This is a genomic window from Sagittula sp. S175 (assembly GCF_049800975.1).
GTDB lineage: Bacteria > Pseudomonadota > Alphaproteobacteria > Rhodobacterales > Rhodobacteraceae > Sagittula.
Genome location: NZ_JBNAGB010000003.1, coordinates 87,148 through 109,275 on the forward strand (window position 1 = coordinate 87,148; position 22,128 = coordinate 109,275).

Sequence of the window (22,128 nt, forward strand, 5' to 3'; positions counted from 1 at the left end):
GGCGCGGGCCTCGTTGGTTTCAGGAGTTTGACCCATGGGCATGCAGTCGAGGGGATGCGCCGAGGCGCGGCGCGGGACGCGGATCGAGGCGCTGAAACTGGCGCCGCCGGAGTTCATCGTGCTGTCGATCGCGCGCCACTACTTCGAGACCTTCGCCGAGCCGGGTGCGCATGGCTGGCTGGCGGCGACCTCGGATGCGCTGGCCTGTTTCGGCAGTGACAGGGGGCCGCGTGCCGGGCTGTCCGTCCTGTGCGCGGTGCAGGCGATGCGGCAGGCGCGGGAGGGGGTGTTCCGCTTCAACTCGGCCCGTTGTCCGGCGTGTTCGGCCTGGGTCAGCGATCATGAGAAGCTGTTCCTGAACACGCTGCGCGCCGTGGTGCGCGGTGACGCGGCGGCGGCAGAGGGGTTTGCCGCGATCCTGTGCGAGGGCAACGCTGCCGAGGGATTCCTGAAGGCGCTGGGTGTGCTGGCGGAGGATTGCGGGATGGTCGCAGCGGTGGCCGAGGCGTGACGGACTGATGGTCGCTGAAAAATGAAAACCGCCGTGGGGGTCCACGGCGGTTTTGTTGTTCGGGGGAAGGCGGGGATATTCCCGCCCCGCGCCCGATCAGAGCGTCGGGTAGATCGGGAACTTCTTGCAGAGCGCCTCGACCTCGGCCTTCACCTTGGCTTCGACCTCGGCGTTGCCGTCTTCGCCGTTCGCCGCCAGCCCATCGACCACTTCGATGATCCAGTCGGCGATCTGGCGGAACTCGGCCTCACCGAAGCCGCGCGTGGTGCCCGCCGGGGAGCCCAGACGGATGCCCGAGGTCACGGTCGGCTTTTCCGGGTCGAACGGCACGCCGTTCTTGTTGCAGGTGATGTGGGCGCGGCCGAGGGCCTTTTCGGTCGCGTTGCCCTTCACACCCTTGGGGCGCAGGTCCACCAGCACGACGTGGGTGTCGGTGCCGTGGGTCACGGTGTCCAGACCGCCCTTGATCAGCTGGTCCGACAGCGCCTGCGCGTTGTTGATGACGTTCTTGATGTAGTCCTTGAACTCGGGGCGCAGCGCCTCGCCGAAGGCAACCGCCTTCGCCGCGATGACATGCATCAGCGGGCCGCCCTGGATGCCCGGGAAGATGGCCGAGTTGAACTTCTTGGCCAGCGCCTCGTCGTTCGTCAGGATCATGCCGCCGCGCGGGCCGCGCAGGGTCTTGTGGGTGGTGGTCGTCGCGACATGGGCGTGCGGGAAGGGCGAGGGGTGCTCGCCCGCTGCCACCAGACCGGCGAAGTGGGCCATGTCCACATGCAGCAGCGCGCCGACGCTATCCGCGATCTCGCGCATCTTGACGAAGTCGATCTGGCGCGGGATGGCCGAGCCGCCGGCGATGATGAGCTTTGGTTTGTGCTCGTTGGCGAGCTCCTGCACCTGATCGTAGTCCAGCAGGTTGTCCTGCTTGCGCACGCCGTACTGGACCGCGTTGAACCACTTGCCGGACTGGTTCGGGGCGGCACCGTGGGTCAGGTGGCCACCGGCGTCCAGCGACATGCCGAGGATGGTGTCGCCGGGCTTCAGCAGCGCGTTGAACACACCCTGGTTGGCCTGCGAGCCGGAGTTCGGCTGCACGTTGGCGAATTCACAGCCGAACAGCTGCTTGGCGCGCTCGATGGCGAGGTTTTCCGCCACGTCGACCCAGTCGCAGCCGCCGTAGTAGCGCTTGCCCGGGTAGCCTTCGGCGTACTTGTTCGTCATCACCGAGCCCTGCGCCTGCATGACGGCGCGGGAGACGATGTTCTCGGAGGCGATCAGTTCGATCTCGTCGCGCTGGCGGCCGAGTTCGCCGGTGATCGAGGCAAAGAGTTCGGGATCGCGGTCGGCGAGGTCTTCGGTGAAGAAACCGTTGGTCGTCATGGGAGAGGCCTCCTGTCAGGATTCGCGTTAACCGCTCTCATAGCGGGCGGAACGGGGGTCGCAAAGGCGGCAAAGCGACCTTGTGTAATTATCTTGCGTCCCGGGTGGTGCTTTGAGGGCTTCTGTGGTTCGATCCGCTCGAATGGACGCGGACAGGAAACCGCCGCCACGGGAGGGGACGCCATGTCGCTACGGATTGCCTTTTGCGCCTCACGCGCGCCCATCGCCCAGGCGGCGTTGGCCGGGTTGACGCGGCGCTACGGCGATCACAACGAGCGCGGCGCGGATGTGATCGTGGCGCTGGGCGGTGACGGCTTCATGTTGCAGACGCTGCACCGGACCCAGGAACTGGCGGTGCCGGTCTACGGGATGAACCGGGGCACGGTCGGGTTCCTGATGAACGAGTATTCGGAACACGGTCTGCCGGAGCGGCTGGAGGCCGCCGAGCAGGCGGTCATCAACCCGCTGGGGATGCGGGCGCTGTGCGCGGACGGGACGGAGCATCGCGGGCTGGCGATCAACGAGGTGTCGCTGCTGCGTGCCGGGCCGCAGGCGGCGAAGCTGCGGATCAGCGTGGATGGCAAGGTGCGCCTGCCGGAACTGGTCTGCGACGGGGCACTGGTGGCGACGCCCGCCGGATCGACGGCCTACAACTACAGCGCTCACGGGCCGATCCTGCCGATTGGCGCGGATGTGCTGGCGTTGACGGCGGTTGCGGCCTTCCGGCCCCGGCGTTGGCGCGGTGCGTTGCTGCCGAAGTCGGCGGAAGTGGGGTTCGAGGTGCTGGAGGCCGACAAGCGTCCGGTGATGGCGGAGGCGGACAGTGTATCAGTCCGCGATGTGGTGCAGGTCTACGTGCGCTCGCAGCCGGAGGTGGAGCACCGCGTGCTTTTCGATCCCGGTCACGGGCTGGAAGAACGGCTGATCCGCGAACAATTCGTCTGAGGGGGACGGGTCGGGGGCGGCTCTGTCTGCCTGTCGGCAGAAGCGCCCGCCCGCCGACCCTTGCCCGTCTGTCCGTCGACCTTTGCCAGCGGCGTTCAGCCGGTGCAGGTCCAACCGTCGAGCCAGCTCGTCGCGGCGTCCTCGGTCATATCGGCATCGACAGGCTGAAGACAGATCACGATCCCGTCGTCGATGAGGCCGAGGGCGACCATGGAGCCTGTTTGCGCTCCGCCCAGTTCGACGGCGGGCAGGGCAAGTTGGACATCGCCGGTGCCGGGGTGCGGCAGGGCAGCGATGATATGGCCCGTCAGCACCATCGGGTCGGGGTAGCTGTCACCGATGGACGGAGATTTGCGCAGTCCGAACAGCCCCTGGCTTTGCTTTGAGACATCCGTGACCCGGACCAGAAGCTTGTTTGAGGCCGTGCGGCCTGCGGGCCATTCCCACCGATAGTTTGCTTTGGCCATGTCCCAGGCTCCTCCCGTATTCGGAATGCCCCAAACCGCGATCCCGAGGGCCGCCAGAAGGGGGAGGGTAAAACGTTTCATTCGGCAACCTTGACGTTGTAGGATTGCCCGCCTGCGTTGGGCTGGAAACTGACGCGGCCGTAGCAGCAATCGGCCTGTTTGCCGAAGACGCGCAGCAGTTGGTCCCAGAGGTTCGAGGGCGTGTCCAGCCCCGGTATACCCCCGGCCAGGAGGTTTGCCGCCATGAAGGCCCCGGAGGCCCGGGTCGAGCAATTGCCGCCGAGGATATAGAAAGTGTCCGGATTCTTGTCGAGGTTGGTCCAGTAGCTGTCGAAGATCTTGGCTGCGGCTGCGGATACGGGAATGCGCATGACCGCGGATATGACCTTGTAGGTCTGTGCCTGCTGGTCGTTCACGTAGTAGGGCCGTTTCTGCATCATTTCCTGAAAATCGTAGACTGCGCCGTCCAGGCCCATGCCGACGCTGCCGCCCGATGAACTGGAGCTGCTGTCGGCGGAGGAGGGCCGGCTGCCGGATGACCTGCCACCCCGGCTGCTGCTGGTGCTGCCGCTGGAGAGATTGCCGCCGCCTTCGCCGAAGAATCCCATGGGGGCGCCATTGGACAGGATGCAATCGGCGTGCTGCTCCATGACGCCGGGCTTGTGATCTGCCGAGGTCTTTCCCCGAACGACAAGGCCCACGTGATTGCCTGAGAACTGCAAGGTACGAATGGCCATGGCAATACCGATCAAATTGACTTTGGCGTACGAGACCACGAGACGCCAAATATCGCAAGGCAATTCCTTTTTTTGATTGTTTTGGAGGTTGATTGGTAGTGCAATGGTTGTGTCCGGTGGTCAGGCTGGGCTGCTGCAGCGCGCCTTTTCAGGGAGTTGGATGGATGAAGTTGCAGATGATCTTGGCGATGGCCTGTGAGGCGGTGATCTGCGCCGGGATGGCCGGGGCGGCGGGCGCGGACTGCGCCAGCGACGAGGCGATTGCCGCATTCGTCGCGGATTTCCAGGCCAAGGTGCCGACGCAGGCGCTGGTGCCGGGTGGCACGATGGACGATGCGCTGTGCACGCAGGAGAAGCTGTCCGAAGCAATGCAGGTGAACCTTGGTCCGGTGGTGGGCTACAAGGCTGGGCTGACGTCGAAACCCGCGCAGGACCGGTTCGGGGTGACGGAACCGGTGGGTGGCGTGCTGTACGAGAAGATGCTGCTGGAGGACGGCGCCTCGGTTCCGGCGGCCTTTGGCGCGCGACCGCTGTTCGAGGCGGACCTGCTGCTGGTGATCGGTGATGACGCGGTGAATGGCGCGACCACGCCCGAAGAGGTGATGCAGCACGTGTCGGGCGTGCGGCCCTTCATCGAGCTGCCGGACCTGACGCTGGCAGAGGATCAGCCGATCAACGGCGTGACGCTGACGGCGATTGGCGTCGCGCCCCGGCTGGGCGTCATGGGGGCAGAGATCGCCGTGGAGGACCCCGCCGCCATGCTGGAGGCGCTGGGCGCGATGCAGGTGACGGTGCGCTCGGCCTCGGGCGAGGTCATGGCGGAGGCGCCGGGGGCGTCCGTTCTGGGCAACCCGGCGAATTCGGTGCTGTGGCTGATGCAGGCGGGCTACCAGATGAAGGCAGGGGATCTGATCTCCGTCGGCTCCATCGGGCCGCTGTTGCCGCCTGCGAAGGCCGGGGGCGGGGCCAGCGTGACCTACGCGGGCCTGCCGGGCGATCCCAAGGTGTCGGTCGTGTTCACGGATTGATCCCGATCTGGCAAGCATGTCTTTACCCTGAGACAGATTGTTGCGTTTGAGGACGCAAAAATCGGGGCGCGTTGACTTCGGGTTTACCCCGCTGACGGATAGTCCGGCGCAATCCCTGGGCGGGGCGCGCAAGGCGGTCCCGTGGCCATGGGTGATGCACACAAAGGGGGCGCCGATGTGTTTCGTGACCGGATGTCTGATTGCAACGCCCGGCGGGCCAAGGACGGTGGAGGCCATCCGCCCCGGTGACCTGGTGACGACGATGTCGGGCCGGGCGGAGCCGGTGCTGTGGGTCGGGACGTCCCGGATCAGCTGGGCCGAGCAGATGGGCAATCCGCGCAAGCGCCCGATCCGTATCGGCAAGGACGCGCTGGGGCCGGGGATGCCGTCGCGGGCGGTTTTGATCTCGCCACAGCATCGCGTGCTGGTGCGTTCGCCGCAGGTCAGCCGCCTTGCCGGGCAGCACGAGGCGCTCGTGCCCGCATTGGCGCTGACAGGCCTGCCGGGGGTGCGGATGATGCCGTCGCTGCCGGGGCTGGACTACGTGCACGTGGCCTGCGCGCGCCATGTTCTGCTGGTGGCCGAGGGCGCCGGGGTAGAAAGCATCCTGCCGGAGCCGCTGGCGATACAGGAACTGGGTGCCGAACAGCGTATCGAGCTGGCGGAGACGCTGGGCTGGACGGAGTTCAGCATGAAGGACATGGCGCGGGCCTTGCCGGTCCTGTCCATGCGCAAGGCCGAGAAGCTGGTGGAGCGGTCGATGCGATGCCGGATGCCTTTGGTGGTGCCGTCGCGGGTGTCCGAGGGCGATGCGCAACAGGCCAGCGGCTGATTTCCCGCCAATCGACTGCGGCATGACCGTCATGCGGGCCGGTCGGGGTTGCTCCCCGCGTGGTTTGCGTCATCTTTCCGTCAAAGGGCCCTGAGACGCCCGGACGACGAAGAGGCCCGCGCATGGCGCAACACCTGAACTGCACCTACGTGCCGGATCGCGATTTCCTGCTGGACGGCGGCGGCCGGGTCGAGATCATCTGGTACGTGGATTACACCTGCCGCCACACGCGGCGAATCCGCGACATCGTTGGCCGCTCGCCGCAAAGGTTCGGCGCGCAGAGTACCGCCATCGTGGTGCGCTTCATCCTGCCGAACAACGACGACCAGGGCGCGGAACTTGCGGCACGGGCGGCCATCGCGGCAGCGCGGCAGGATCGGTTCAGCGAGATGAACACCGCGCTGTTCGAGCAGCGGCCCGACTATTCGCAGGACGGGCTGGAGGCGCTGGCCGCCGAGATGGGTCTGGACGTGGCGCAGTTCCGGGCCGACATGGCGTCGGACGAGACGGACGAGAAGCTTGAGTTCGACCGCCGGTCCCTGGGCGACACGACGCACCTGCACATGCCGCTGATCTTCATCGACGGGCGGTTCTATGACGGGGCTTGGGACGAGGACGCAATCCTCGACGCCATCGAGAAGCCGCTGGGCGTGCGGCTGTCACTGGCCTCCGAGGATTTCTTTCATTGGGCGGCTTCGGCGGGGCTGGTGCTGATCCTCGCCACGTTACTGGCGCTGCTGGTGGCGAACATCGGCTTTCACGACCAGTACGAGCATTTCCGCGAAACGGACTTCGCGCTGAGTTTCGGCGAACACAGTTTCGCCCTGCCGCTGGAGATGTGGATCAACGACGGCCTGATGGCGCTGTTCTTCCTGCTGGTGGGGATCGAAATCAAGCGCGAGATCATCTTTGGAGAACTCAGTTCCTGGGACCGGGCGATCCTGCCGATCATCGGCGCGGTGGGCGGCATGGTGGTGCCTGCGGTGATCTATGCGGGGGTGAACTGGGGCGGCGAGTATATCCACGGCTGGGGTGTGCCCATGGCCACCGACATCGCCTTTACCCTCGGGATCATGGCTTTGCTCGGGTCCAAAGTGCCGACATCGCTGAAGATCTTCGTCTCAGCGCTGGCAATTGCCGATGACCTTGGCGCGATCCTCGTCATTGCGCTGTTCTACGGCGAGGGGTTCCATCTGGAACCATTCCTGATCGCCGTGGCCGTGGTCGCCGTGATGGGGCTGCTGAACTGGGGCAAGGTCTGGAACCGGATGCCCTACATGTTCCTTGGCGTGGTGCTGTGGTTCTACATCCACGAAAGCGGGCTGCACGCGACGCTGGCCGGGGTCATCACGGCGGCGATGCTGCCCTCGCGCCGCCCGGCGGACGGGCGCAGCGTGGCGGCGCAGGCGGTGGCCATCGTCGAGGGCGAGGACGAGCCCGAGCACATGGGCGACACCGCCGTGCGCCGTCTGACCAATGCGGTCGAACGTCTGCGCGAGCCGGGGTTCCACTTGCAGGAAGCGCTGGAGGTCTATTCCAACTACCTGATCCTGCCGCTCTTTGCCTTCTTCAACACCGGGTTGCTGATCCTCGGATCGACCTTTTCGCCCATGGCACCGGAGTCGCTGGGGGTCATCCTTGGCCTTTATATCGGCAAACCGCTGGGGATCGTCGGCATCGTCTGGATCGCCACGCGGCTGGGCTGGGCCAAGCTGTCGTCGGAAATCAGCTGGACGCAGATGATCGGCGCGGGGTTCCTTGCCGGGGTGGGGTTCACCATGTCGATCTTCATCAGCTCGGCGGCCTTTTCGGGCAGCGAGCTGGAAGGGGTGAAGCTGGCGGTCCTTCTGGCCTCGACGGCGGCGGCGGTGACGGGGTCGGTGATCTTGTGGTTCGCCCCGGCGATCGGGTCTCCGGTTGCGAAAAAGGGAACGGAGTAGGGCGCGGCGCGTTCTTCTGTCAGACAGACAGGAGAGCCGCCATGAAGACCCTGACCCTGAGTATTGCCCTTTGTGCCAGCGCCTGCGCCGCCGTGGCGCAGGATATTGACGGTCCCACCGACCGTCGGCTGGTCACCAGCGAGGAGCTGAAGGAGATCATCGCGGAAACGCCCTTCGAGTGCTCGAATTACGCCGACGACAGTGACACCTGCGAGGTGCTGACCGTTCTCGAAGTGGACGGAGACAAGATCGGTGGCGCGGGCAAGGCGCTGTATTCCGAAGGATTTCCCGGAACGATCACCGGAGAAGGGGTGCTGGATGGCAACCGCATCTGCATGGCCCCCGAGAATGTCACCTTCACCTTCGACAGCCCTGATCCCGAGATGAACAAGATGGCCGAAAGCCAGCTGATGGCCATGCTGGAATCGCTCGGGACGCTGTGCACCTCGTATTACGAGCTGGAGGCGGGCGGCTACGTGTCGGTGACGACGATGCAGGACGGCACACCGATCCCGGACGGCGAGGAGGCGGTGCGCTTCTTCGACGAGGAAAAGGCGCTGCGGGTGGTGCCGGAAGAGGTCGATATCTGAGCGGCCCGAAGGTTGGAACGAAAAAGGCCGCGTCATATGCTGACGCGGCCTTTTCTGTTTGTCCGGGGTCCTGCCTTACTTGGCGTAGCCGAGGCCCTGAAGCGCTTCCTTGATCTCGTCGAGGATCGCCGGATCGTCGATGGTCGCGGGCATCTTGAACGTTTCGCTGTCGGCGATCTTGACCATGGTGGCACGCAGGATCTTGCCCGAGCGGGTCTTGGGCAGGCGGTCCACCACGCAGGCCAGTTTGAACGCCGCGACCGGGCCGATCTGGTCACGGACCAGCCGGACAGCTTCCTTGACGATCTCGTCATGCGGGCGGTTCACGCCGGAGGACAGGCAGAGGAAGCCCATGGGCAGCTGGCCCTTGAGGTCGTCCGTGACGCCGATCACCGCGCATTCCGCAACGTCCGGATGAGAGGCAAGGACCTCTTCCATGGCGCCCGTCGACAGGCGGTGGCCCGCGACGTTGATGACGTCATCGGTGCGCGCCATGATGTAGACGTAGCCGTCTTCGTCCTTCATCCCCGCATCGCCGGTTTCGTAGTAGCCGGGGAAATGCTCGAGGTAGGATTTCTTGAACCGCGCTTCGGCGTTCCACAGCGTCGGCAGCGTGCCCGGAGGCAGCGGCAGTTTCACCGCGATGGCGCCGAGTTCGCCGTCCGGAACCGGGTGGCCTGCCTCGTCGAGGATGACAACGTCGTAGCCGGGCATCGGCACGGTGGGCGAGCCGAGTTTGATCGGCAGTTCTTCGATCCCCACGGGGTTCGCGGCGATGGCCCAACCGGTTTCGGTCTGCCACCAGTGATCGACCACGGGCACCTTCAGCTGTTCCTGCGCCCATTCGATGGTCGCGGGATCGGCGCGTTCGCCGGCCAGGTAGACCGCGCGCAGCCCGCTGAGGTCATATTTCTTGACGTATTCGCCCTTCGGGTCCTCGCGTTTCACGGCGCGGAAGGCGGTGGGGGCGGTGAAGAAGCTCTTCACCTTGTGCTCGGAAATCACGCGCCAGAAGGTGCCCGCGTCGGGGGTGCCCACGGGCTTGCCCTCGAAGACGATGGTGGTGTTGCCGTGGATCAGCGGGCCGTAGCAGATGTAGCTGTGACCGACGACCCAACCCACATCGGAGGCGGCCCAGAAGACCTCTCCTGGCTCGACGTTGTAGAGGTTCTTCATGGTCCAGTTCAGCGCGACCAGATGGCCGCCGGTGTGGCGCACGACGCCCTTGGGCTGGCCGGTGGTGCCGGAGGTATAGAGGATATAGGCCGGGTGATTGCCCTCGACCGGCACGCATTCGGCGGGCTGCACGCCGTACTGGAAGCCGTGCCAGTTGTAGTCGCGGCCTTCGATGAGTTGTGCAACCTCTTGTTCGCGCTGGAAGATCACGCAGAAGTCGGGCTTGTGGGTGGACTGCTCGATGGCGGAGTCCAGCAAGGGTTTGTAGTGGACGACGCGGCCCGGCTCCATCCCGCAGGAGGCGGCGATGATCGCCTTCGGGCTGCAATCGTCGATCCGGACGGCCAGTTCGTGCGCGGCGAATCCGCCGAAGACCACGGAATGCACGGCCCCCAGACGGGCGCAGGCGAGCATCGCCTCCAGCGCCTCAGGGATCATCGGCATGTAGATGATGACGCGGTCACCCTTTTCGACACCCTTGGCGCGCAAGGCACCGGCCAGCATGGCAACGCGGTTGCGCAGCTCGACGTAGGAAATCTCGCGCTTGGTATGGGTAATGGGGCTGTCGTAGATGATTGCCGTCTGCTCGCCGCGACCGTTCTCGACATGGCGGTCCACGGCGTTCCAGCAGGTGTTCACCATGCCGTCAGCGAACCATTCGTACAGGTTCTCGCCCTTGTCAAAGAGCGCCTTGGAGGGTTTCGTCTCCCAGTCGATGGCCTCGGCCGCCTGCATCCAGAATGCATCCGGGTTGGCTTTCCAGCTGTCGTAAACGTCCTTGTACCCCATGGGTCCCTCCTCATGTTCCCTCGCCTCAGGGCTTAGGGCGAGGCAGGTCGCTCTCGCAAGTGTGTTGGCGCTGCCAAGGACAGATTATCGCAGGAAGTTTGCGAATTTGAAGAGAATCGGCCTGCAAATATTTGCAAACCGTCCGAATTAACGGAGGTTATCTGCAAACTTGGCGCGGGTTTGCAAAGTTCGCCATGACCCTGTTGCAAAGCAGCTGAGTCGCCTCTGCAACGCTTGACGCTACCTGCTGGTCGGTGTGTCCTGTCAAAAAAAGGAGTGGGCATGCGGGCAGGATGGGTGATCGCGGCGGCCATGATGTTGGCGTCGCCCGGAACGGCGCAGGAATGGACGTTCCAGCAGGGGCCAGAGCCGGGACGCAACGCGGCGTGGATCTGCGACGAGGGGTTCTGCGTCGGTCTGTCCTGCGATGCGGGTGGGCCGCTGGGCTTTGGGCTGAGCGGGCAGGACGACGCGGATCTGGCCGCGCGACCCGATCTGGACGCGCTGGTCTTTGTCGGCGGGACGGCCCTGCCGCCGTTGGCGTTTCGCAGCATCGGGCCGGGCACCTTCGAGGCAAAGCTGACCCGCGACGCGCTGCGGGGGATCGAACGGCTGAAGGCCGGGGTCGAGATGGAGGTGCTTTATTGGGAGACAGCCGATGACATGCCGGTGCGGCGTTTCCTTTCGCTGAAAGGGTCGCGCGAGGCCATCACCGCGGTCGAGGCCGCCTGTCCCTTGCCGGATTTCGACGCGCAGGAGCGCGCGGCGCTGACCCTGCGCGATCCGGCGTCGCATGTGCTGGAGGATATGCGCGCGGCCTGTGCCGCCTTGGGCGGCGAGGTCACGGAAGGAGCGCGCTATACTGAGGCGATCGACCTGGACGGCGTGAACCCCGAGGATCTGGTTCTGCGGCATGGTGAACTGAGCTGCTCCACCGTCGACGATCTGGTCTGCGGTCCGGCCGGGTGCCTGACCTCGGTCTGGCAGGCGGAGGAGGAGGGCGGCTATACCCGCGTTTTCCTGAATGCCGTGCAGGATGTGGCGGCGGAGCGGCCGGGCGCGCTGCGCCTGACACTCAAAGGCTCGCTGTGCGGGCGGATCGGCGCGGGGGAATGCCAGCAGGTCTGGGCGTTGCAGGACGGGGAACTGGCCCCCGCCCTGCCGCAGTAGATCAGCCGTATTGCGCCACCGGCGTGCCCGCGATAGCCGCCATGTTCAGCAACCCGCGCGCGGTGATCGAGGGCGTCACGATATGCGCGCGGTTGCCCATGCCCATGAGGATCGGCCCGACTTCGAGGCCACCGGCCTTCATTTTCAGGATGTTGCGCGTCGCCGAGGCCGTGTCGGCATGGCCGAACAGCAGCACGTTGGCCGCGCCTTTCATGCGGTTTCCGGGAAGCAGACGTTCCCGCAGATCGGGGTCGAGCGCGGCGTCTACGTTCATCTCGCCCTCATAGCAGAAGTCGCAATCCTGCGCGTCGAGGATCTCCAGCGCTTCGCGCAGCCGCTGGCCCGAGCCTTCGACATGGTTGCCAAAGGAGGACTGCGAGCAGAAGGCGATGTTCGGTTTCAGGCCAAAGCGGCGGACGTGGCGCGCGGCACCGATGGCGGTGCGGGCCAGTTCCTCCGGGGTGGGGCGGCTGTGCACATGGGTGTCGGCGATGAACAGCGGGCCGTCCTCGAGGATCATCAGCGACAGCGCGCCCTGCGGGTGCAGCTTCTTGGTGCCCAGCACCTGCCGGACATAGTTCAAGTGCCAACGATATTCGCCGAAGGTGCCGCAGATCAGGCTGTCGGCCTCGTCCCGATGCACCATGATCGCGCCGATGGCGGTGGTGTTGGTGCGCATGATCGCCTTGGCAAGGTCAGGCGTCACGCCACGCCGCGCCATGATGTTGTGGTATGTCTCCCAGTAGTCGCGATACCTGGGGTCGTTCTCCGGGTTCACCACGTGGAAATCGACGCCGGGCCGGACCTTCAGGCCAAAGCGTTCGCAGCGCGCCTCCATGACCTCGGGGCGGCCGATGAGGATCGGCTGTTCGGTGGTCTCTTCGAGGATCGCCTGCGCGGCGCGCAGCACGCGCTCGTCCTCGCCCTCGGCAAAGACGATCTTGCGCGAGGCGGTGGCGGCGGCCTCGAACACGGGGCGCATCAACAGCGAGGATTTGAAGACCGAGGCATCGAGCTGCTGCTTGTAGGCCTTGAGGTCGGTCAGCGGGCGGGTGGCCACGCCGGTTTCCATCGCGGCCTTGGCCACGGCGGTGGAGACGACGCCAGAGAGGCGCGGGTCGAAGGGTTTCGGGATCAGGTAATCCGCGCCGAAGGTCAGCTGTTCACCACGATAGGCGGCGGCCGCTTCGGCGCTGGTGGTGGCGCGGGCCAGCGCCGCGATGCCCTCGACGCAGGCGACCTCCATCTCGTCGTTGATGGTGGTTGCGCCCACGTCCAGCGCCCCGCGAAAGATGAAGGGGAAACACAGGACGTTGTTGACCTGGTTGGGAAAATCGCTGCGGCCCGTGGCAATGATCGCATCCGGCGCGGCCTCGCGGGCGAGGTCGGGCATGATTTCCGGCGTGGGATTGGCGAGGGCAAAGATGATCGGGCGCTCGGCCATCTTCTTCACATGTTCCGGCTTCAGGACGCGCGGTCCCGACAGGCCCAGGAAGAGGTCCGCGCCGTCGATCACCTCGTCCAGCGCGCGTTTGTCGGAGGCTTGGGCAAAGGCCGCCTTTTGTGGGTTCATGTCCTCGGCGCGGCCCTCGTAGACCAGCCCGTGAATGTCACACAGCCAGACGTTTTCGCGTTTCACGCCCAGTTTCAGCAGCATGTTGAGGCAGGCGATGCCCGCCGCGCCGCCGCCGGTGGAGACGACCTTGATGTCCTCGAACGCCTTGCCCGCCACGTGCAGCGCGTTCACCGCCGCGGCCCCCACGACGATGGCCGTCCCGTGCTGGTCGTCATGGAAAACGGGGATGTTCATGCGCTCGCGGCACAATTGTTCAACGATGAAGCAATCCGGCGCCTTGATGTCTTCGAGGTTCACCGCGCCGAAGGTCGGCTCCAGCGCGCAGACGATTTCTGCCAGCTTGACCGGGTCCGGTTCGTTCACCTCTATGTCGAAACAGTCGATGCCGGCGAATTTCTTGAACAGGACGGCCTTGCCTTCCATCACCGGCTTGGACGCCAGCGCGCCGATGTTGCCGAGGCCCAGAACGGCGGTGCCGTTAGAGATCACGGCGACGAGGTTGCCCTTGGTCGTATAGCGCCGCGCGTTCGCCGGATCGGCCTGGATTTCAAGGCAGGCTTCGGCCACGCCGGGGGAATAGGCGCGCGACAGGTCGCGGCCGTTGGCCATGGGCTTGGTGGCGCGGATCTCCAGTTTCCCGGGCTTCGGGTTCTCGTGGTAGAACAGCGCGGCGTCGCGCAGGGTGTCCTTGTCGGCGGGTGTCTCGGTCATCTGGCGGGTCTCCGGCGTGGCGGTGCGGCGATAGTTCAGCATTAAACTATCATGTAAAAGCGTCTGGCGCGGCGATAGCAGGGCGGGCCATGCGTTGCCAAGGGTGTGTCTGTTTGATTGCGCTAACGCAGCGATATTTCGCGGGCGGTGGCGGCGATTCTCCTCTGGATAGAGGGTCTGCGCCCGAAAGAGGTTAATCAAGCCCGTTGCGGAGCAGGCCGATGGGGAGCAGGCGGGCCGCTTTCCCCGAGGACGGGCTTGCAAATGGCGTATCGGACTCGCACGATGGCCGAACCCTATAGCCACGGAGACTCCCATGTCGCTGTCAGACGCCGCGCGCGCGGTGCGCGAGAACGCCTATGTTCCCTATTCGCATTTCAAGGTGGGCGCGGCGCTGCTGACCCCTGCGGGCAATGTCTACGTCGGCTGCAACGTCGAGAATGTGGCCTACCCCGAAGGCACCTGCGCCGAGGCGGGGGCGATTGCGGCCATGGTCGCGGCGGGCGAAACCGAGATCGCTGAAGCCTATGTCATCGCCGACAGCCCGCACCCGGTGCCCCCCTGTGGCGGCTGCCGCCAGAAGCTGATGGAATTCGCGAAATCCAGCGCAAAGGTCACGCTGGCCACGGTGGACGGCGCGGAATTGGTCACCACGGTGGGCGACCTGCTGCCCGGCGCCTTTACGACCGAGCATATGGACCGCAGCTGATGGACGCCCGCACGGTCATCGCGCATCTGCGGCGCGGCGAGGACCCGTCGCCCAAGGAACTGGCGTGGTTCGCGCAAGGCCTCGCCGACGGGCAGGTCAGTGCGGCGCAGGCCGGGGCCTTTGCCATGGGCGTCTGCCTGCGCGGCCTGAACGAGGCGGGGCGCGTGGCACTGACTTTGGCGATGCGGGATTCGGGGCATTTGCTGGACTGGGACCTGGACGGCCCGGTGGTGGACAAGCATTCCACGGGCGGCGTCGGCGACTGCGTGTCGCTGGTGCTCGCGCCCATGCTGGCCTGCTGCGGGGTCTACGTTCCGATGATCTCGGGGCGCGGTCTTGGCCATACCGGCGGGACGCTGGATAAACTGGAGGCGATCCCGGGTTATTCCGTGTCGCCGGACGAGGACCGGATGCGGCAGATCGTGGGCGAGGTGGGCTGCGCCATTGTCAGCGCCTCGGCGGACATCGCGCCTGCGGACAAGCGGCTGTACGCGATCCGCGACATTTCGGCGACGGTCGAGAGCCTCGACCTGATCACCGCCTCGATCCTGTCCAAGAAGCTGGCGGCGGGGCTGCAATCGCTGGTGCTGGACGTGAAATGCGGATCGGGTGCCTTCATGAAGACGGTCGATGACGCCCGCGCGCTGGCGCAGGCGCTGGTGGGCACGGCGAATGCGGCGGGGTGCCCGACCTCGGCGTTGATCACCGACATGAGCCAGCCGCTGGTGCCTTCGCTTGGCAATGCCTTGGAGGTCGACCTCTGCATGGAGGTGCTGACCGGCGCGCGGCAGGGGCCGCTGCGTCAGCTCAGCATCGACCTTGGGGTCGAACTGCTGAAGACCGCCGGGATCGCCGATGGCGCGGCCAAGCTGGAGCAGGCACTGGATAGCGGCGCGGCGGCGGAGCGGTTCGGCAAGATGGTCTATGAACTGGGCGGGCCGCTGAGTTTCACCGAGGACTGGCGGCGCTTCCTGCCCGAGGCCCCGGTGATCCAGGAGGTCACGGCGGTGGACGCCGGCACGGTGGCCAGCATCGACGGCGAGGCGCTGGGGCTGGTGGTCGTCGACCTTGGTGGCGGACGCCGGGTCGAGACCGACGTAGTGAACCCGGCGGTCGGCCTGACCGAGGTGGTCAGGGTCGGCACCCGGGTCGAAAAAGGCCAGCCGCTCGCGCGGGTTCACGCGGCGCGCGAGGGGCAGGCAGATCGGGCCGCCGCCGCAGTCCGCGCGGCCATTCATTATGGCGAGGCGCCGAAGGATGTGCCTCTGGTCATCGAAAGGGTCGCCTGATGCGCGCATTTCTGGTGGTGATGGATTCGGTGGGCATCGGCGGCGCGCCGGATGCGGACCGGTTTTTCAACAACGGCCACCCGGACACCGGGGCGGACACGCTGGGACATATCCTTGATGCCTGCGCGGCGGGTACGGCCGAGGACGGGCGCAGCGGGCCGCTCGACCTGCCCGTCATGGCCGGGCTGGGGCTGTATCGCGCGGCGGACCTTGCCAGCGGTGCCGCGCGGGCCAGTGGCGCGCCCACGGGCCGTTGGGGGGCTGCGACCGAGACCTCCATCGGCAAGGACACGCCGTCGGGGCATTGGGAACTGGCCGGGCTGCCGGTGCCGTGGGACTGGCATTATTTCCCGGACGAAGTGCCGGCCTTTCCCGATGACGTCGTGCAGAAGGTTTGCGCACTGGCGGGCAGCGACGGCATCCTTGGCAATTGCCACGGCTCGGGCACCGTGATGATCGAGCGCTTTGGCGAGGAGCATGTTCAGACGGGGCGGCCCATCTGCTACACCTCCGCCGACAGCGTGTTCCAGATCGCCGCGCACGAGGAGCATTTCGGCCTGCAAAAGCTGTACGACCTCTGCGAGGGGCTGGCCCCCATGCTGCACGCCATGAAGGTCGGGCGGGTGATCGCGCGGCCCTTCGTGGGCGATGTGGGCGGGTTCACCCGAACGACCAATCGCCACGATTATGCCATCACGCCGCCCAAGCCGATCCTGACGAACTGGGTGCAGGACGCCGGGGGCAAGGTCCATGCCATCGGCAAGATCGGCGACATCTTTACCATGTCCGGCATCGACACGGTGGTGAAGGGCGCGGATGTGGACCTGATGCGCCACCTGTTCGAGGCGGTCGACGACATGCCCGAGGGATCGCTGACCTTCGCCAATTTCGTCGAGTTCGACAGCCTTTATGGCCATCGCCGCAATGTCTCGGGCTACGCGCGTCACCTCGAATGGTTCGACAAGCAACTGGGCCGCCTGTTGCCACGTCTGCGCGACGGCGACCTACTGGTCATCACCGCCGACCATGGCAACGATCCCACATGGATCGGCACAGACCACACGCGCGAACGGGTGCCAGTGCTGGTGCACGGGGCAGGGGCCGGGTCGCTGGGGCAGGTGGCGTTTGCCGACGTCGCTGCCTCCATCGCCGCACATCTGAATGTCCCGGCACAAGGGCCGGGGAGGAGCTTTCTGTGACCGACCGTGACCCGAACGAACCGCTTTCCGAAGAGGAAATCCACAACATCTCGCGCCTGCCCAAGGTGGAGCTGCACACCCATTTCGAAGGCATGGCGCCCCCTGCCTTCATCCGTGGGCTGGCCAAGGAAAAGAAGGTCGACCTGTCGAAGATCTTTCGCCCCGACGGGTCGTATGACTACCGCGACTTCTGGCATTTCCTCGAGGTTTACGAGGCAGCGACCTCGGTGCTGAAAAGCCCCGAGGATTTCGCGCGGCTGTGCACGGCGGTGCTGGAGGAAAGCGCCGCGAATGACGTGATCTATACCGAGACATTCATGTCTCCGGATTTCTGCGGCGGCGGTGACGTCAGCGCTTGGAAGGAATACCTGCACGCCATCCAGGACGCTGCGCGCGAAGCGGAGCGCGATCACGGCATCCTTCTGCGCGGCACGGTGACCTGCATCCGTCACTTTGGGCCGGATCAGGCCAGGCGCACGGCGCTCTGTGCCGCCGAAACCGTGGGCGATTTCATCACCGGCTTTGGCATGGGCGGCGACGAGAAGAAGGGCAAGCAGCGCGACTTCGCATGGGCCTTTGACTGCGCCCGCGAGGCGGGGCTGAGGCTGACCACCCACGCGGGCGAATGGAACGGGCCGCAGGAGGTGCGCGAGGCGGTCGAGGACCTTGGCGTCGAGCGGATCGGCCACGGCGTGCGGGCGCATACGGATTTCGCGCTGCTGGACATGCTGGCCGAACGCGAGATCACGCTGGAGGTCTGTCCCGGCTCGAACGTTTTCCTTGGCGTGTTCCCTTCGCTGAAAGACCACCCCATCGCAAAGCTGCGCGAGCGCGGCGTCAAAGTGACCGTTTCGACGGACGATCCGCCGTTTTTCCACACCACGATGCACAAGGAATACGAAGACCTTGCAAGCACCTTCCAGTGGGGCGAAGAGGTGTTCAGGGACCTGAACAAGACCGCCATCGAAGCCGCATTCTGCGATGCGGCCACGCGCGAGGCGGTTCTGAAACGACTGGAGCAGACATGACCGATCTCGACCAACACCTGACAATCGTCGATCACCCGCTGGTGCAGCACAAGCTGTCGATCATGCGCGACAAGGACACCTCGACCGCGTCCTTCCGCCAGTTGTTGCGCGAGATCTCGCACCTGCTGGCCTACGAAGTCACGCGCTCGCTGCCCATGACCAACGTGAAGATCGAGACGCCGTTGTGCGAGATGGACGCCCCCATGATCGAGGGCAAGAAGCTGGCGCTGGTGTCGATCCTGCGGGCGGGCAACGGGCTTCTGGACGGCATCCTCGAACTGATCCCGGCGGCGCGCGTGGGCTTCATCGGGCTGTACCGCGACGAGGAGACTTTGCAGCCGGTGGAATATTATAACAAGCTCCCCGCCAACATGGAGGACCGCGTGACCATCGTCGTGGACCCGATGCTGGCAACGGGCAATTCCTCGGCGGCGGCCATCGATCTGGTGAAGGCGGCGGGCGCAAAGGACATCCGTTTCCTCTGCCTGCTGGCCGCGCCCGAGGGCGTCGCGCGGATGAAAGAAGCGCACCCCGACGTGCCCGTGGTCACCGCCTCGCTGGACGATCACCTGAACGAGAAGGGCTACATCGTGCCCGGTCTGGGTGACGCGGGCGACCGGATGTTCGGGACAAAGTGAGCCCACGCGCAAAGCGCTGGCTGATCGGGATTTGGGCGGCACTGTTCGTGACCGCCTGGACCTTGGCCATGACCTCCGGCCTGACCGGCGCGGGCTGCCGAAAGGATCGCTACGAGGGCGCGGCCAAGCTGCGCTACTGCTCCATCTCGCTGGCGCTGGGCGGGTGGACGCGCCTCGATGCCCGGGAGAGGGCGCGGAGCGCTTCTCTCTATCTTGAACGTGGCATTGCACAGGCCCAGCTGGGCCGCGACGATGCCGCGCGGGCAGATTTCGCACGCGCCATCGCCGATGCCCAGGCGTTTGCCGGGCCGTGGCTCGTCGATCTGGAGACCCGCATGGCCGATTTTGCAGGGACACCCGCCGCCCGGCTCTGGGAGGCCGTTGCCGTCGCCCCGGCGTCCTGAAGTTGCCCCGGGCGGGCACGAAAATGCCCGGGCCCGGGTGATTCCCGGGACAGGTTTTCCCCCGGTGCCACATCGCTTCAGAGAATCGCTCCCGCTGGCGAAACGGCCTTTTTGGCGCGTTTATTGCCGCGCAATTCGCCCCCAGAAATACACCGTTTCCATTAACCATCTTTATCTCGGCCCCAAAATAAGGCGATTCTAAGGCGGGCGGCTACCACCGCTTGTTTCACGCCCGGAGTCCAGAGGATTCTAGGCAAGCTGTGTTTTTTCAAAGCTTTACAGGCTAAAGCTGGTGCGGCATGGTGCGTTGACCATCTGTGGGGGCAGATATGATGATGAAGAACCTGGCGCTGTGCGCCACATTTATGACTTATTTCGTCGGTTTCGCGCAGCCTGCCTCTGCGCAGCAGACGGCCATTCCGACAAACTTCCCACCCGCCGATTACACGGGTCGCCAGTTTGTGGATAACGCGGGCTGTGTCTTTGTACGTGCCGGGTTCGATGGCCATGTGACCTGGGTGCCGCGCGTGACCCGCCAGCGTCAGGCGATCTGCGGCCAGACGCCGACATTTGGTGGTAGCCGAACCGTGACCGCCGCAGCCGCGCCTGCTCCGCGTGCTGCGGCGCCTGCACCGGCTCCCGCACCTGCTGCGCCGGCTGCCCCCGTTCAGATTACTCTTGCACCGACTGCGCCCGCACCGGCGCCTGTGCGTACGGCACCCAAGCCGGTCATGCGCACGGCGGCAACCAACGCGCCCCGCGTGGCCGTGCCCGCGGCGCCGCGCGTCATCATGGCCCCTGCCTCCAAGCCGGTCGCAGCCGAACCGCCGCGTGTTCTACGTCCGGTTCCGGTCACGCCTTCGGTCACTGCCCCGACCACCGTGCGGATCCCCTCGCGGGATGCCTGCCAGTCGGGCAAGGCCTACCGCATGGTCGGCAACACCCGTGTCGAGGTCCGCTGTGGACCGCAGACCCAGCCGCATGTGACCATCGTGCGCCGTGGCGAAGCGCCCGCCCCGGGCAAGAACGTCCACTACAATCGCAGTTCCTGGCAGGATTCGAACCTTGCGCCGCAGACGCGCATCGTGCCGCGCCACGTTTACGAGAACCGCGACACGCAGGTGGCCACGGTGCCGGCCGGCTACCGTCCGGCCTGGGAAGATGATCGCCTGAACCCCTACCGAGCCATCCAGACCGTTGCCGGTTTCATGGAGACTCAGGAGGTCTGGACCAATCAGGTGCCGCGCCGCCTGATCAACCAGGCGGAAAAGCAGAAGCGCTTCCCCGCGAATCTCTGGACGCGCAAGTACAAGCATTCCGTGCAGGAGCCGGTGATTGCCTACCGCGCAGCCGAAGGGTACCCGCCTGCCGAAGTGCAACGGGATTACGCGGCGCAGGCACCGTACCGGACCGACGTGCTCTCCACCCGCAGTTCGACCACGACCTCGGGCGGAGGCTATGTCCAGATCGGGCTTTTCTCCACTCCGGCCAAGGCACAGGCGGCGGCAGCGCGTCTGGCGGCAGCAGGGTTTCCTGTGCAGCAAGCCTCTGTGACCCGTGGCGGCGCAGCGATGCAGAGCCTGCGGGTCGGCCCCTACGGAACCGAAACGGCCGTGGACGCTGCCCTGGCAGCGGTGCATCGCACTGGATACACGCAGGCCTACATCCGCTGACACTGATCAGAACCGAAACGAAGAAACCCGCAGCCTCGGCTCGCGGGTTTCTTCATGCTTGAATGAAAAGCAAGGCTCAGGAGCCGCAGATCGATTGCAGACGCACCCAATCGGCATCGGACAGAACCATGCGTGAGCCCTCTTCCCTCCGTGGATCGGCCTCGATCAGCGGCAGGGTGCTTTCGCCCGTCCCGTCCACGGCATAGCCATAGGGCGAGCTGCGCAGCTCTGCCGCTGCAAACGCCGGCAACAGGCTGGCCGGAGACAGCGGCGCCGGGGGCGTGGTCATGATGTGTTCTGCGTAGGCCGTCAACGCGCTCTCTGGCAGCTCGCCTGTCGTCAGTAGCCGCAGCGACGCCATCAGACCGGCGCTGTCCAGAAGTTCGCCCAGTGGATCAGTGGCGATGGCGCGGGTGGATTCCGCCAGGGCAAAGCCCGCGGCAACGTCCGGATCGTCGTAGTCTTCCACCACCTTGCGGTTCAGCAGAATGATCTTGCCGGGCAGATGCGCACTGGTAAAGCCGCCGCCGGGCAGGATCACAACGCTGCCTGTGGGCTGGATGCGCAGGGCGAAGCGGCGCAAAGGCTCGCGTGCATCATTGCTCATGCAGGCTTGTCCGGTCAGGCGCGTGATTTCGGTCAACAGGCGCGACCCGATTTCAGCGCGTTTGACCGGCGGGACGACGGTCGTGGCGTAACGCTCCAGCGCATCCGGCAGCCAGAACACCGCCAGCCCGACCAGCGTCGCAACGGCGGCGCCAGACAAGAGAAAACGCAGCTTGCCAGGTCGCGGTCGGCGGCGGTCGATGGCCTTCAGCAGGCGGTCGAGCCCCTGGATCATCTCGGTCTCGCCCTCGTCCAGTTCGAGGGTCTCTTCCGGGGCGCTGTCAGGATGATAAATCGCAGGAAGCTGCGTGCCATTGGCGCGTGTAACGGCACCCAGCGACCAATGCGCCAGCACTTCGCCGGCAGTCGATGTCATTGTCAGGGTTGCATCGCCCAGCGAGACAATGACCTCGCGGCGCTGCGCCTCGGTATCGGGGCGCCAGAGGCCAGTGGCCTCAAGCCGTTGGAACTTGGTCAATGCGGTCATGCGGGCGCTGCTCTGCCTCTGGATCAGGCGAAACGATAACACGCAGGCGAGAGCGGGTGCAATCTGGCAACGGCTGTTGCAGAAATGAAGGCTGGGCCAATTGACCAGGGCGATGGCCCTTCTGCTTCATCTTGACGAAAATACCGCGATGGGGATTGGGGGGAAGCAGAGCTTCCCCCAATCGCGGGCGCCCCCCCCGGGGGGGCGCCCGGGGGGGGGGGGCCGCGGGCACACACCCAGCCA

At 65.6% G+C, this 22,128-nt stretch carries 20 protein-coding genes; 14 read left to right on the forward strand and 6 right to left on the reverse strand.

Features of this window, described 5'->3' with window-relative positions; genetic code table 11:
- The first annotated feature begins 34 nt into the window (after window positions 1–34).
- Window positions 35–511 carry a hypothetical protein gene (locus ACP16H_RS05280; protein WP_425071218.1) on the forward strand — a complete coding sequence of 159 codons (477 nt, stop codon included), beginning with the start codon at window positions 35–37 and terminating at the stop codon, window positions 509–511.
- A gap of 96 nt (window positions 512–607) precedes the next feature.
- On the opposite strand, the gene glyA is transcribed toward ACP16H_RS05280, so the two are convergent.
- Window positions 608–1,891, reverse strand: a complete 1,284-nt coding sequence (glyA, locus tag ACP16H_RS05285) for a serine hydroxymethyltransferase (protein ID WP_425071219.1) — start codon at window positions 1,889–1,891, stop codon at window positions 608–610.
- 183 nt (window positions 1,892–2,074) lie between these two features.
- Here glyA and ACP16H_RS05290 point away from each other — a divergent pair, with 183 nt between their 5' ends.
- Window positions 2,075–2,836: an NAD kinase gene (locus ACP16H_RS05290; protein WP_425071220.1), complete on the forward strand. Its 762-nt coding sequence runs from the start codon at window positions 2,075–2,077 to the stop codon at window positions 2,834–2,836.
- 95 nt (window positions 2,837–2,931) lie between these two features.
- Here ACP16H_RS05290 and ACP16H_RS05295 read toward each other — a convergent pair whose 3' ends face one another.
- A complete protein-coding gene (locus tag ACP16H_RS05295; protein ID WP_425071221.1) occupies window positions 2,932–3,303 on the reverse strand; it encodes a hypothetical protein in 372 nt (123 codons plus the stop codon).
- Window positions 3,304–3,380: 77 nt separating this feature from the next.
- On the reverse strand, window positions 3,381–4,040 hold the full coding sequence (locus ACP16H_RS05300; protein WP_425071222.1) for a hypothetical protein: 660 nt from the start codon (window positions 4,038–4,040) through the stop codon (window positions 3,381–3,383).
- Between the two features lie 164 nt (window positions 4,041–4,204).
- Here ACP16H_RS05300 and ACP16H_RS05305 point away from each other — a divergent pair, with 164 nt between their 5' ends.
- The 4 genes from ACP16H_RS05305 to ACP16H_RS05320 all read left to right on the forward strand — a co-directional run bounded on the left by ACP16H_RS05305 (window position 4,205) and on the right by ACP16H_RS05320 (window position 8,430).
- On the forward strand, window positions 4,205–5,068 hold the full coding sequence (locus ACP16H_RS05305; protein ID WP_425071223.1) for a 2-keto-4-pentenoate hydratase: 864 nt from the start codon (window positions 4,205–4,207) through the stop codon (window positions 5,066–5,068).
- Window positions 5,069–5,243: 175 nt separating this feature from the next.
- On the forward strand, window positions 5,244–5,900 hold the full coding sequence (locus ACP16H_RS05310; protein WP_425071224.1) for a Hint domain-containing protein: 657 nt from the start codon (window positions 5,244–5,246) through the stop codon (window positions 5,898–5,900).
- A gap of 122 nt (window positions 5,901–6,022) precedes the next feature.
- Window positions 6,023–7,840, forward strand: coding sequence for a Na+/H+ antiporter NhaA (gene nhaA / locus ACP16H_RS05315; RefSeq protein ID WP_425071225.1), 1,818 nt, complete (start codon window positions 6,023–6,025; stop codon window positions 7,838–7,840).
- Window positions 7,841–7,881: 41 nt separating this feature from the next.
- Window positions 7,882–8,430, forward strand: a complete 549-nt coding sequence (locus ACP16H_RS05320; protein WP_425071226.1) for a hypothetical protein — start codon at window positions 7,882–7,884, stop codon at window positions 8,428–8,430.
- Between the two features lie 75 nt (window positions 8,431–8,505).
- On the opposite strand, the gene prpE is transcribed toward ACP16H_RS05320, so the two are convergent.
- Window positions 8,506–10,395 (reverse strand): propionate-CoA ligase PrpE, encoded by a 1,890-nt coding sequence (gene prpE / locus ACP16H_RS05325; RefSeq protein WP_425071227.1) that lies wholly within the window; start codon window positions 10,393–10,395, stop codon window positions 8,506–8,508.
- 282 nt (window positions 10,396–10,677) lie between these two features.
- Between prpE and ACP16H_RS05330 the strand changes: the two genes are divergently transcribed.
- A complete protein-coding gene (locus ACP16H_RS05330; protein WP_425071228.1) occupies window positions 10,678–11,565 on the forward strand; it encodes a hypothetical protein in 888 nt (295 codons plus the stop codon).
- Window position 11,566: 1 nt separating this feature from the next.
- On the opposite strand, the gene ACP16H_RS05335 is transcribed toward ACP16H_RS05330, so the two are convergent.
- Window positions 11,567–13,852 carry an NADP-dependent malic enzyme gene (locus tag ACP16H_RS05335; RefSeq protein WP_425071440.1) on the reverse strand — a complete coding sequence of 762 codons (2,286 nt, stop codon included), beginning with the start codon at window positions 13,850–13,852 and terminating at the stop codon, window positions 11,567–11,569.
- 316 nt (window positions 13,853–14,168) lie between these two features.
- Between ACP16H_RS05335 and ACP16H_RS05340 the strand changes: the two genes are divergently transcribed.
- From ACP16H_RS05340 to ACP16H_RS05370, 7 genes are all read left to right on the forward strand, one after another.
- The gene (locus tag ACP16H_RS05340) at window positions 14,169–14,561 is read left to right on the forward strand and encodes a cytidine deaminase (protein WP_425071229.1); all 393 of its coding nucleotides are present in this window, start codon (window positions 14,169–14,171) and stop codon (window positions 14,559–14,561) included.
- Window positions 14,561–15,850: a thymidine phosphorylase gene (locus ACP16H_RS05345; RefSeq protein ID WP_425071230.1), complete on the forward strand. Its 1,290-nt coding sequence runs from the start codon at window positions 14,561–14,563 to the stop codon at window positions 15,848–15,850. Before ACP16H_RS05340 ends, ACP16H_RS05345 begins: the two co-directional genes overlap by 1 nt.
- Window positions 15,847–17,049, forward strand: coding sequence for a phosphopentomutase (locus tag ACP16H_RS05350; RefSeq protein WP_425071441.1), 1,203 nt, complete (start codon window positions 15,847–15,849; stop codon window positions 17,047–17,049). Before ACP16H_RS05345 ends, ACP16H_RS05350 begins: the two co-directional genes overlap by 4 nt.
- Window positions 17,046–18,077 carry an adenosine deaminase gene (locus ACP16H_RS05355; protein WP_425071231.1) on the forward strand — a complete coding sequence of 344 codons (1,032 nt, stop codon included), beginning with the start codon at window positions 17,046–17,048 and terminating at the stop codon, window positions 18,075–18,077. The genes ACP16H_RS05350 and ACP16H_RS05355 overlap by 4 nt, the downstream gene beginning before the upstream one ends.
- On the forward strand, window positions 18,074–18,715 hold the full coding sequence (upp, locus tag ACP16H_RS05360; protein ID WP_425071232.1) for a uracil phosphoribosyltransferase: 642 nt from the start codon (window positions 18,074–18,076) through the stop codon (window positions 18,713–18,715). Before ACP16H_RS05355 ends, upp begins: the two co-directional genes overlap by 4 nt.
- The gene (locus ACP16H_RS05365; RefSeq protein WP_425071233.1) at window positions 18,712–19,119 is read left to right on the forward strand and encodes a hypothetical protein; all 408 of its coding nucleotides are present in this window, start codon (window positions 18,712–18,714) and stop codon (window positions 19,117–19,119) included. The genes upp and ACP16H_RS05365 overlap by 4 nt, the downstream gene beginning before the upstream one ends.
- 329 nt (window positions 19,120–19,448) lie before the next feature.
- Window positions 19,449–20,792, forward strand: a complete 1,344-nt coding sequence (locus tag ACP16H_RS05370) for an SPOR domain-containing protein (RefSeq protein WP_425071234.1) — start codon at window positions 19,449–19,451, stop codon at window positions 20,790–20,792.
- Window positions 20,793–20,868: 76 nt separating this feature from the next.
- Here the strand turns inward: ACP16H_RS05370 and ACP16H_RS05375 are convergent, their stop codons facing one another.
- Window positions 20,869–21,885, reverse strand: a complete 1,017-nt coding sequence (locus ACP16H_RS05375; RefSeq protein WP_425071235.1) for a hypothetical protein — start codon at window positions 21,883–21,885, stop codon at window positions 20,869–20,871.
- Window positions 21,886–22,128 lie beyond the last annotated feature (243 nt).